At 52.6% G+C, this 10,565-nt stretch carries 11 protein-coding genes; 4 read left to right on the top strand and 7 right to left on the bottom strand.

The genetic code is table 11. The features are described 5' to 3' along the window. Positions 1-6: 6 nt before the first annotated feature. From THS27_RS21880 to THS27_RS21890, 3 genes are all read right to left on the bottom strand, one after another. Positions 7-1,683 carry a DNA polymerase Y family protein gene (locus tag THS27_RS21880; protein WP_246833061.1) on the bottom strand — a complete coding sequence of 559 codons (1,677 nt, stop codon included), beginning with the start codon at positions 1,681-1,683 and terminating at the stop codon, positions 7-9. Continuing rightward, positions 1,676-2,446 (bottom strand): ImuA family protein, encoded by a 771-nt coding sequence (locus THS27_RS21885; protein WP_085594488.1) that lies wholly within the window; start codon positions 2,444-2,446, stop codon positions 1,676-1,678. The genes THS27_RS21880 and THS27_RS21885 overlap by 8 nt, the downstream gene beginning before the upstream one ends. 349 nt (positions 2,447-2,795) lie before the next feature. Continuing rightward, entirely contained in the window at positions 2,796-3,266 is a 471-nt protein-coding gene (locus THS27_RS21890) for an Lrp/AsnC family transcriptional regulator (RefSeq protein WP_085594490.1), read from the bottom strand. 130 nt (positions 3,267-3,396) lie between these two features. Between THS27_RS21890 and THS27_RS21895 the strand changes: the two genes are divergently transcribed. Beyond that, entirely contained in the window at positions 3,397-3,963 is a 567-nt protein-coding gene (locus tag THS27_RS21895; protein WP_085594491.1) for an alpha/beta hydrolase, read from the top strand. Positions 3,964-3,988: 25 nt separating this feature from the next. Here the strand turns inward: THS27_RS21895 and THS27_RS21900 are convergent, their stop codons facing one another. After that, positions 3,989-4,936, bottom strand: a complete 948-nt coding sequence (locus tag THS27_RS21900) for an aminotransferase class IV (protein ID WP_085594494.1) — start codon at positions 4,934-4,936, stop codon at positions 3,989-3,991. Positions 4,937-5,094: 158 nt separating this feature from the next. Here THS27_RS21900 and THS27_RS21905 point away from each other — a divergent pair, with 158 nt between their 5' ends. After that, the gene (locus tag THS27_RS21905; protein ID WP_085594496.1) at positions 5,095-6,036 is read left to right on the top strand and encodes a LysR substrate-binding domain-containing protein; all 942 of its coding nucleotides are present in this window, start codon (positions 5,095-5,097) and stop codon (positions 6,034-6,036) included. A gap of 34 nt (positions 6,037-6,070) precedes the next feature. On the opposite strand, the gene THS27_RS21910 is transcribed toward THS27_RS21905, so the two are convergent. Continuing rightward, positions 6,071-6,589, bottom strand: coding sequence for a cupin domain-containing protein (locus THS27_RS21910; protein ID WP_085594498.1), 519 nt, complete (start codon positions 6,587-6,589; stop codon positions 6,071-6,073). 162 nt (positions 6,590-6,751) lie between these two features. On the opposite strand from THS27_RS21910, the gene THS27_RS21915 reads away from it, so the two are divergent. After that, positions 6,752-7,711, top strand: coding sequence for an alpha/beta fold hydrolase (locus tag THS27_RS21915; RefSeq protein ID WP_085594500.1), 960 nt, complete (start codon positions 6,752-6,754; stop codon positions 7,709-7,711). 2 nt (positions 7,712-7,713) lie between these two features. Further along, a complete protein-coding gene (locus THS27_RS21920; RefSeq protein WP_085594502.1) occupies positions 7,714-8,184 on the top strand; it encodes a GNAT family N-acetyltransferase in 471 nt (156 codons plus the stop codon). 336 nt (positions 8,185-8,520) lie between these two features. On the opposite strand, the gene THS27_RS27505 is transcribed toward THS27_RS21920, so the two are convergent. Further along, positions 8,521-9,294 (bottom strand): LuxR family transcriptional regulator, encoded by a 774-nt coding sequence (locus THS27_RS27505; protein ID WP_085594504.1) that lies wholly within the window; start codon positions 9,292-9,294, stop codon positions 8,521-8,523. A gap of 153 nt (positions 9,295-9,447) precedes the next feature. Beyond that, entirely contained in the window at positions 9,448-10,218 is a 771-nt protein-coding gene (locus tag THS27_RS21930; RefSeq protein WP_168184968.1) for a LuxR family transcriptional regulator, read from the bottom strand. Positions 10,219-10,565 lie beyond the last annotated feature (347 nt).

The following is a 10,565-nucleotide window of genomic DNA, read 5'->3' on the forward strand; positions in this document are numbered from 1 at the left end:
TCGCGCTTATGCAAACAGGCCGTGAACGGACCACAGCTCCTGAAGCGTACGGGTATTTTTGCGGGGCTTTGGGCTTTGGGATGTTGTAACGCTCAATGCGTCCTGCGTTGACGGTGTGGGGGTGGCAAAACCGATTTTAAAAGATGGAGAAAATGACATATCGGACGCTGGTTCTGTCGGGCGGCACCTCAGGGTTCGGCAAAGCCAGAGCCATCGGCCAGTATGGTCGTGGATGTGAAAATAATCACGGGTTTGCTCATGCAAGGCAAACCCGCCTTGGTCGAGGTGATCCCACCATTCCGGGCATAGGCGTTCTGGCCCGCTGATTGCGGTAATTTCCAGATCCATACGCCGCCAGCGCAGGGTGGCGGGAGCGCCATCGACAGTGCGGTGTAAAATTTGAACAGGTTCGGGTGGGTCAATCAGGCGGATGGGGCGTTTGGGTAAATGAATATCAGGCAGGCATGCCGGTGAGGGGGGAGTACCCACCGGCTGGCGGTTGGTGGCCTTTTCAGGCAGGTGGCAGGCATGGTGGCCGGGGCGAAACAATTGGTCGCGCGGGCCAAGGTGATGACCGATCCGGTCAAACAATTGGGCCAGGGCAATTGAATTGCCATTTTGGCTGACATTGGTGTCCAGGTTGATCTGGCGAAAGGCAACATGTTCGACCCAGGGGGCATAGAGAATGATTTCCTCGATCCCGAAACCGGTATCGACACCGGGCATTTTTTCGGCCAGCAGGCGGTCAATATGCGGGGCGGACTGGCAAGCGGTGCTGGTGGTGATTTGTACCGTATGGGCATGGCCATCTACTCGCACACAGCGCAGAATGATACGGCGCAAACCTTTGTTTTCGTTTTGTAACTGTGTGCATAATTGCGCAACCATCTGTCGAACCGCAGCTTCCAGATTGGCGGCATCGCCCAGCGGTTCGCCATATTTCTGGCGGATTAGCCAGGGTTGATCAGGTAAATGGAAGTTCAAATGTTCCGGCAGGCGGCCATAAAACTGATCAAGTTTTTGTAAAACATCGGCGCCAAGACGGGTGGTTAAAGTGGCCCGTGGCAAGTCGGCAACATCTTGTAACTGACGAATACCCAGTCGGTGCAGGGTCGTCAGGATATCGGGCGACAAGCGCAATCCTTCAACGGGGAAACCGCGCGCGGTATTATGGTGGGCAGGTAAGGATAAAATGCGGTCACCGGCATGAAAGCGTGCACAGGCCCATGCGGCACCGGCACTATCGGCCATGCCCGCCTTGCAGGAAAATCCCAGTGTGGTGAGGTCGTGTTGGGCTTGTTTGATCAGGGTTTCTTCACCGCCAAACAAATGGCAGCCGCCCGTCATTTCCAGCCAGAAACCGCCTTCCCCGGCAAGATTATCGCGCATTAAAACCCGGTCCGGGGCAATCCACGGGCTATAGCGGTCCAGATGCTTGATCAGCCGGGTTTGATTGCGGGCATAAAGGCCCGGATCTTCGTTGATATTGACCAGATCGGGCATAATGCTGCGCGCTTCGGCAAGGCGCATGCCGGGTTGAAGTCCGGCCCTGCGCGCCCCTTGCGACAAACCACAGGTAAGCACACCTTTATGGTCGCTACGCGTGACGATAAAGGGTGTTGTGGCAGGTTGCGACGTTTGATCAGTGTCGGATGACGTTCCGCTCGCAATGCTGTCACGCATGAACGGGCTGTTTATGGGCCGATGTTGTGTGGCAGCAGCCCGGTGACAGTCGGTTTTCCAATGTGTCAGCCACAGATACAAAAAGCGTTGCTTCATCGATAGTCACTTTCCAGCTTGCCGGTCGAACCCCGCGTCCCCCGATCAGGCTGAGTTTTCGATAGGTCCCTTGTGGTTTTATCTGCCAGCGCGACCATGCCGGGGACGTTGCAATATTTTGCCCGGCCCGGTGGTGACGCAAAACAATCAAGCGCGTATTACCGGCTTCGCATGCCAGTTGCAGGCGTCGTGCGGCGGTTAAATCATAATCGGTGGTTTCAAGGATGATCGTTGCGATCTGGCCCGATTTGGCGGCTTCCTCGCAGGCCCAAAGTGCCGTTTGTTGTTGGTTAATTGTCATCATCACCAGGTTATGGCGGGCCGGGCTGGCAAACAGAGCGGGCGGGTAAAGCTTGCCCTGATCCAGGGCTTTACGCTGGCGCACCCATAAAACTGTTGGCATCTGTGCCTGTGGCGACGCGGTGGCCTGCAACCCGGCCATATACCAGGCCAGCGCCGATGTTGCGCTGTCATCATGTTCGGTCATGATCTCGTGCAGGCCGGTTGGCATTAAGCCACCAGCAGCAAAATACGGTTTCAGGTCAATATCGCCAAACGCCCGGGTGATAAGGTGTTCTCGGCCGCCATTTACGCTGGGGGCACGGCCTTGCCATTGGTTTTCCGCCTGCATAAGGGCGGCGCGTGCCTGTTGCAATTTGCTGGCCATAAAATGACGCTCGCTATTTGTTCCTATTTTGTTCTTATTTATGTGGGCAGGTGGGTGTGAGAGTCAAGATCAAACCGTTTGGCATCGGACCGGTTTCATTTTTTGATATATAGCCCCGTCACTTACACAGATCATTCCGGTTTTACGATGTGATGTTTATCAATTGTCGATGAGAAGAACTCATGGACAATTGGATCGGCACGACGCCGTCGCGCGGCCGGTGCCGTGAAAGGCAAGGGCTTCGTCGAGCCTGCCCACCGATTGAGGGGCTTGTTGATCGGTTTTGATCAACGGGTTTTGGCCTTAAATGCCGGACCAGGTGGTGGCCGATTGCGTTGAATCGCCAGAGTTAGCCGGAACGGGGATGTTGTAACAAGGTCCGTCCAATTGGTTTGGCAGGTTCGGATCGTAAAACAAGCGATGTGGTAACGGCCCCATGTCGCGCGATGCGATCAACAATGGTTTCAAGGTCGCCCGGTGTGGGGACCAATACTTTTAACAAAAAGCAATCTTCCCCGGTAAGCCGGTGAACCTCGATGATATGGGGCATATTGGCAAAATGCTGCAGGCAAGGTTGGATATGTTCATGGGTGGTTTTTAACCGGATTATTGCCATTAATCCGAACCCAAGGGCTGCCGGGTTAATGCGCGCGCCATATCCTTGTATAATGCCACGTTCTTCCAGCCTTTTTACCCGTTCGGACATGGCTGGTTGCGATAGCCCGATTTGCCGTCCCAGTTCTGCAAGCGGGGTGCGGGCATTTTCCTGCAAGGCTTCGATGATGGCGATATCAAGCCGGTCAAAATCTGTATGTGCCATTTAACCAATCCTGCCGTAAAAAACGATGAATCATCGGAAATAACGTAACACAGCCGATGAGTTGCCATGTTGGTTTTCAGCTGATTGATTATAATCGGAAGCCTGACCTTTAATTTTCAGGGGAACGGTTATGAAGTCACCTGTGGTTATTTTGCCCGGTATTGGCGGATCTGGCCCGAAGCATTGGCAAAGCCTGTGGGGAGATCAATGGCGGGTATCTGCGCGCCCCTTTTTGCGAATGATGCCCGCAGATTGGGATCATCCAGACCTGGAAGACTGGATTATGGCACTGGATGCGGCTTTGGCGCAAATTCCGGCACCGCCGGTTCTGGTGGCGCACAGTCTTTCGTGTCTTTTGGTCGCTCATTGGGCTGCCCGGCAGCAAAACACTGCCCTGCGGGCAATCAAGGGAGTGTTTATGGTGGCGCCACCCAACCCGGCGAGTGCACAATTCCCCGTTGAGGCGGCTGGTTTTGCGTCGGTGCCACAGCGCGAATTACTGTTTCCAACCTTGCTGGTCGGTAGCGAAAATGACCCTTATGCCCACCCGGAATACATGGCCCGCTGCGCCCGGAACTGGCAGGCGGGTTTGGTGATGGCGGGGGCGTTGGGCCATATCAACGAAGCCAGCAATATCGGGGACTGGCCCCAAGGGCAGGCTTTGCTGACAGCCTTTGGCACCGGGTTGGGCGATTAAATGATATGCCTGTTTACCCGGTGCATCATGGGCTGGGGGCGTCGACTTTGGCATTGTTATGTTCGGCCGGCAGGGTATTACGGTTTGTGTTCGCCCTTACGGACTTGGCAAATGCTGCTATCAACCGCTTGGTCAGGGCACCCACTGGCCAGTGATAAACATGGTTGCGTGTGGCAAGTTCGGTAACCGGCAGAATTTCAACCGAGGTGCCGACGACAAAAACCTCGTCGGCGTCCGCCAGCATATCAAGGGTGACGGTTTGCTGGCTGCTTGTCAGTTTCATATCCTGTGCCAGGGCAAAAACATGGTGTTTGGTAATACTATCGAGAAAACAGGTAGGTAAGGGGGAAATAAGCCGGTTATCCTTGATCAGAACAATGTTGGTTGCGGTGGTTTCGGCAATGTTATCGTAGCTGTCGAGCATCAGGGCATCGTCAAAGCCGCCATTTTGCGCCATATGCCGTGCCAATGTGCCGATCATATACATGCCCGAACATTTTGACGCCGTCGGAGCCGTATTGGGGGCTGGCCGGCGCCAGTCAGCCAGCACCAGCCGAATGCCTGTTGTTGCTGTGCCCAGCTTTGCCGGGGTGGGCCAGTCCCAGGCGGCAATGGCAACATGAATGTGGGCGTTGGGGGCGGCGACTGACACACTTTGCGATCCCCGCCATGCGACAGGGCGAATATAACAATCATCAAGGCCATTGGCCCAGATAACGGCTTCGATTGCGCGGGTCAGTTCAGTGACGGTCCATGGAAGGTTATAGTCAACCAGTTCGGCAGATTTTCCCAGCCTTTCAAGGTGGGCCTGACCCAGAAAAACATGTGAATTATAGGCGCGCATTCCTTCAAACACGGCCCCTGACATGTGCAGGCTATGGTTTAATATGTGGCATTCGGCTTTTTCCCACGGCACGAGTGTGCCGTCTATCCAGATAAAGCCGTCGCGGGTACCAAAATCGGTGTGGGTCATAACTGTTCTGCCAGTGTTGAAAACGGAATTAAAGTTGAGGGCAAAACAAATCGTAAAACCAGTGAGCTGTTCTCAGCCCGGTTTGAGGATTCATCACATTGCCATTACGTCAAACCGCTGTAACAATTGTCAGATGACAGTCAGGGGCCAGAGCAGACATGACGGATCCTTCCCAAAACCCGATGCGCCTAAACGTACCGTTAAATGCCCTGCGCGCGTTTGAGGCCGCAGCCCGACATTTGTCGATCAAGGATGCGGCGTCTGAACTGGGTGTGACGCCGTCGGCGGTAAGCCATCAAGTACGCATTCTAGAAGATATTCTGGGGCTGGAACTATTACGCCGGGCGGGGCCGGGGCTGGAATTGACAGAAAGCGGTGAAAGATTATCGCCTGATTTAAGCGACGGATTTGCCAAGATTATTCAGGCGGTGGGCGATTTGCGACAGGACCATGTGTCGGGGCCATTGCGGTTGACGATGCTGCCCACCTTTGCAGTGCATTGGTTGTCCCCGCGTCTGGCGCGCTATCCGTTTGAAAAGGCTGGTTTTGAATTGCTGATTTCAACCAGCCAGCAGGCAGTTGACCTGGTGGCGGGGGCGGCCGATGTTGCCATTCGCCATGGTCAGGGCAATTGGCCCGGTCTGATGGATGATTTATTGTTTAGCGAAAATGTGACCCTGCTGGGCAAACCGCAGGATGCCGGGGGGACGAACGCCGATATTCGCGCCAGAATTGCCGAGGCTAACCTGTTTTTATCCCAGCATCGACGGGCGAATTTTGCAGCCTGGAATGAAACCTTGCCAGGCGGGCCGATCAAACCGGCGGCTGTTACATTTGTTGATTCCGCCGGTTTGGGCCTGCGTGCGGCCATAGATGGGGCTGGTATTACCCTTGCAAGTGGTGAAATTGCAGCCAGCGATATTGCAGCGGGGCGTCTGGCCCGTTTGTTTAACCATAATGTTACAGCCGGGGCAGGGTATTATCTGGTTTATCCTGATCGGTTAAAACGCGATCGCCGCTTACGCAACTTGCGGGCATGGTTGCAAGAGGTCGCGGTGCCACCAGCACTGACCCGACCGGAAAAAGCACAAAATACCTGACCTTGTTTCTGATCCCGATAAACACCCTTTGGTCTTAATTCTCGCCTTCCCAGTAATCAATTGCATCGCGGGTGGCAAAATTAAGTGAAAGGCGACGTTTTGCCTTGTCCCCGCCTGGTGCGGCCCCGGCGAACAGGGCAACCTTGCCTGAATCCGGGTATTGCAGAATATCGGGTTCGTTCATGCTGCTGATCGCGATATAGCGCAGTGCAGTGTTCGTGCCAGCCTGTAACTGGTGGGCGGTTTCGGGGCCGCCTGCCGGGCAGACCACCACATCACCGGTTTTCACGGCATAAATATTGTCGCCAAACCGGACTGTGCCATGCCCCGATAAAATAACAAACATTTCGTCATTGGCATGATGGCAATGAAACGGCCACGCCTTTTTACCTGCCGGAACCTCAACCAGACGCGCGCCGAGCCGGGTTGCGCCAAGCGGGGCGGTAATGGCGGCAAAAGCAGCGGCAAAATGTTCGCCGTGCGTTTGTGAATAAAGTTCCAATGCATCAAGGTGAATGATTGGGGCTTTTGGGGGCATATTGGCAGGGTTCATGAGGGACCTCCTATGGTTATATTATTATTCAGGAGGCAGACGGGGGTGTTGTTCAAGTGAATAAACCTCAGCCTGGTACGAGAAAACTTCAATTGCGAAGCAGGATTGAACCGGGGTTAAATGATGCGAATTTGACAGGGAAATGGGCAGGAAAGGGGTAAAATGGCACAAACAATAGTCCCGGCGCGCTTTACGACCCGAAGCATAGACGGAGTGGATATTGCCGGTTTTGAATGGCGATGTGATAGCCGGGGCGATCCGTGTTTTCGCCCTGTTGTGGTGATTTGTGCCGCAACAGCCGTGCGTTGCCGGTATTATGCGCGGTTTGCTGCCTTTTTATGTCGCAATGGCTTTGATGTACTGACATTTGATTATCGCGGTATTGGTGAATCCCGCCCGCACTGCTTGCGGGGGTTTCGTGCCGGTTGGGGTGATTGGGGATTATATGATGTGGATGCGGTTTTGCGTTATGCGCAAACCGGTTTCCCTAGCCAACCGGTTTATGCCGTGGGCCATTCGATTGGCGGGTTTGCCATTGGGTTGGCCCCGTTAAACCATATTTTGAAACATGTGGTAACCGTAGGCGCACAATTTGCCTATTGGCGTGATTATGAAAAAGTTTCGCGCTGGCGGATGTTTTTGAAATGGCATGTTGTCATGCCGGTTTTGTCGCATTCGTTTGGCTATTTCCCCGGTGCCCGTTTGGGCTGGCTGGAAGATGTGCCGCACCATGTTGTCCGCGACTGGAGCAGAATGGGCCCGGCATTTGAACACAGCCTGTCTTCGCCGGTATCCGCCGGGCAGCTCAGGCAGAATTTTGCGACGATGTCGGGAAAATTGCTGGCGATTGGTTTAACCGATGATCCGTTCGGAACGGTTGCGGCGGTTGATCGGTTACTGGGATATTACCAGGGCGCATCGCGCACCCATTTGCGGGTTGCACCGGATGATATCGGTACCGCAGATATTGGCCATTTTGCCTTTTTCCATGACCGGTTTGAAACCAGTTTGTGGCCGATTGCTCTGGCGTGGTTGCGGGACGGGGTTTTGCCTGCCGATGCACCGGGAAACGTTGTGATGAATATAGTGCCTGAACATAATCTGACAGTCGGGGTGGGGTGATAATGATTTATATCGTACAGGCGCAATCGCAACATCGCCCTGGCTGGGAAAAATTGTGGCGTCAGAACATAGTCAGCTTTGGTGCCGGTGACATGACCGACGATGTGATCAACATGTTATGGTACCGTATTCTTGACCCGGACCATGCCATGCAGGCGTGGTTGGCGGTTGAGCGTGCCGATGGCGGTGGTGCCGCGACAGACTGGGTGATTGGGTTGGCGCATATTATTGTCCATCCCCATACATTCTCCCTGCGCAATGTTGCCTATCTGGAAGATTTCTGGGTGGCGGCCGATCAACGTGGTTTGGGCATTGGTGGGCAGATGATGGCCGCGTTGGAAATGCAGGCAAAACAGCAAGACTGGGCCCGGCTATATTGGTTAACGGCAGGCGACAACCATAAAGCCCAACGCCTGTATGACCGGCTGACCGACCGTGTGGATGCTGTGTTATACAAAATTGATACGGTATGAAAGAGGATCTCCATGAGATGAGGCAACCTCATGGAGACATGATTTTTCGGTGTTTGACGTCAGAACTTTTAACACCGGTGTTTCAAGCACGGTGTTGTTAATGACATCGGCAATGCCCCGGTCGGTTTGACCAGCGCCGATTGTCCGCCTCTGATACGCAGTATTGCTTTGCTATCGTTTTTTGGCCCGTAAAAGGGCCGCGCGTACCTGTTGCAATCTGCTGCTCATGAAGTTTTCTCGCCAAATACCCCTATTTTGTTCTTTTTGTCTGATAACGAATGGGCCAGCGTCAAGATGAAAGCCTGATATATATGGGCTGCGAGAGAGACTACCGGTTTATGGGGTAATGAAGCCCTGTTTTATGGCGGTTACAACCGCCTGTTCCCGGGTGCGGGCGTTTAATTTCTGGCGACAGTTACGCAAATGCATTTCGACGGTGACGCGGGTAATGCCCATGCGGTCGGCAATGGCGTCATTGCGTAATCCTTTGCACAGCCAAAGCAGACATTCGCGTTCGCGCGGGCTGAGTTCGGGATAATGTGTGATCTTCTTCTTTAGTACCAGGTGAACGTCTGTTTGGGTAAATTGATGATCAAGTTCCTGGCAACGCTGTTGTACAGCATGAGCAGCCAGGATTAGAGTGGTTTCTTTCCCGCGATAGAATTTTGAAAATTCTTCTGCGTTCATTGTGTTGGAAATGGCCAGGGCGCTTAGTTGCTGCGGCATGGGTGTCATTCCCGGAATGACCAGCCCGGCAGTAGATTCCGTTTCGCCAAATTCATTGAGTATTTGCTTGGCTTTGGGCGAAAGGGTGACGGGGAAATCGATGAAAGGCGTTTCAAATTTTCTGGGTGCAATATAGGTTCGGGCAATATCGATCAGCGGATCGTAGCTGGCATAATTGTTGTCCTGGTAATGGCTTAGCCACCAATCGGGTAGGGTGGTTAGAAAAACAATGCTGCCATCCAGTCTTTCAAAGCCATAGGTGATCTGACGGGCCCCGAATTTCCTGAAAAAACGCAAGCCAGCCTGCCAAGCGGCTGGTACATCCTGTGCATTATCAAGAGCGTTTAACAGATCAAAGAGATCGTTATTCGGGTTCGATATCATTTCTGCCCATTGTCAGTCTGGTGAAAATGAGAACCTGCGGTTTTTCATCGGTCGGAGATTTTACCTTGATAAGGTAAAATCTGCCAGGTTGTCAGCAAAAAGGCAGATGCAAGCGATTTAGGATCATGGAACGGGCCATAAAGAAAAGCGTGTTCAGGGCGTAATGAAGCCCCGTTTGATGGCGGTTACAACCGCCTGTTCCCGTGTGCGGGCGTTCAGTTTCTGGCGGCAATTGCGCAAATGCATTTCGACGGTGACGCGGGTAATGCCCATGCGGTCAGCAATGGCGTCATTTCGCATTCCTTTACATAGCCAAAGCAGACATTCCCGTTCTCGTGGGCTGAGAAGGGGATAGGAAGTATTCTTTTTCGGGGCCAGATGGACGTCCGTTCGGGATAATTGAGGATCAAGTTCCTGACAGCGTTGATGCACGGCATGCGCAGCAAGGACAAGGGCGTTTTCCTTGTCGCTATAAAATTGCGAAAATTCCTGTTTTTCCATTGTATTTGCAATGTTGAAGCCACTGATTTTCATGGTAGAGGGGGCCATTGTTGGAATAACAAATCCGCTATTCGAGCCTGTTTCTGCAAATTCCTGAAGCATTTGAGCAGCGGGCGCAGAGAGGGAAATTGGCAGATTAACCGATCTGGTATCAAACCGGGTTGGTTTGAAATAAGCGCGGCCGACATCAATAAACGGGTCCAGGCTGGCATAGTCATTTTCGAGATAATAGGTCATCCACCAGTCTGGAAGGGTGGTGAGAAAGACGATGCTGCCATCCTGTCTTTCATGGGTATAGGTAATTTGATTACCCCCATATTTCTTGAAAAAACCCAGCCCCGCTTGCCATGCGTCTGGCACAGACAGCGCATTGTCCAGTGCATTTAACAGATCAAAAAGATCGTTATTTAGCTGAAGGGCCATCCCTGCCATTCCGGTAAAAGTGCCTACCTATGGTTTTCCATAGATTGTTTCTAATAATTTATAAGACGAAAATTACCCTGTTGTCAGCACAAACGCATCCGGAGCTTTGAAAGTAAAAAAGTGACATCGATGAAAGTGCTGAATAACGAAGACGTAATATATCATTTTGATAAGTGTTACATCTGACATTAATGACACATAAGGATAGTTTTTGATTCTATACTTTAGAGTGGGATAGTGAAGATGGTCACTTTTTAAGTCAAAAATATTTGAAAATATTTTTCCGTTTGTAATTATAGATCGCAATAGGGGTGGCTTTGGTCGGGTAGGGTCTGAACCCAATTGGA

The organism is Thalassospira sp. MCCC 1A01428 (genome assembly GCF_002115825.1).
Taxonomy (GTDB): Bacteria; Pseudomonadota; Alphaproteobacteria; order Rhodospirillales; family Thalassospiraceae; genus Thalassospira.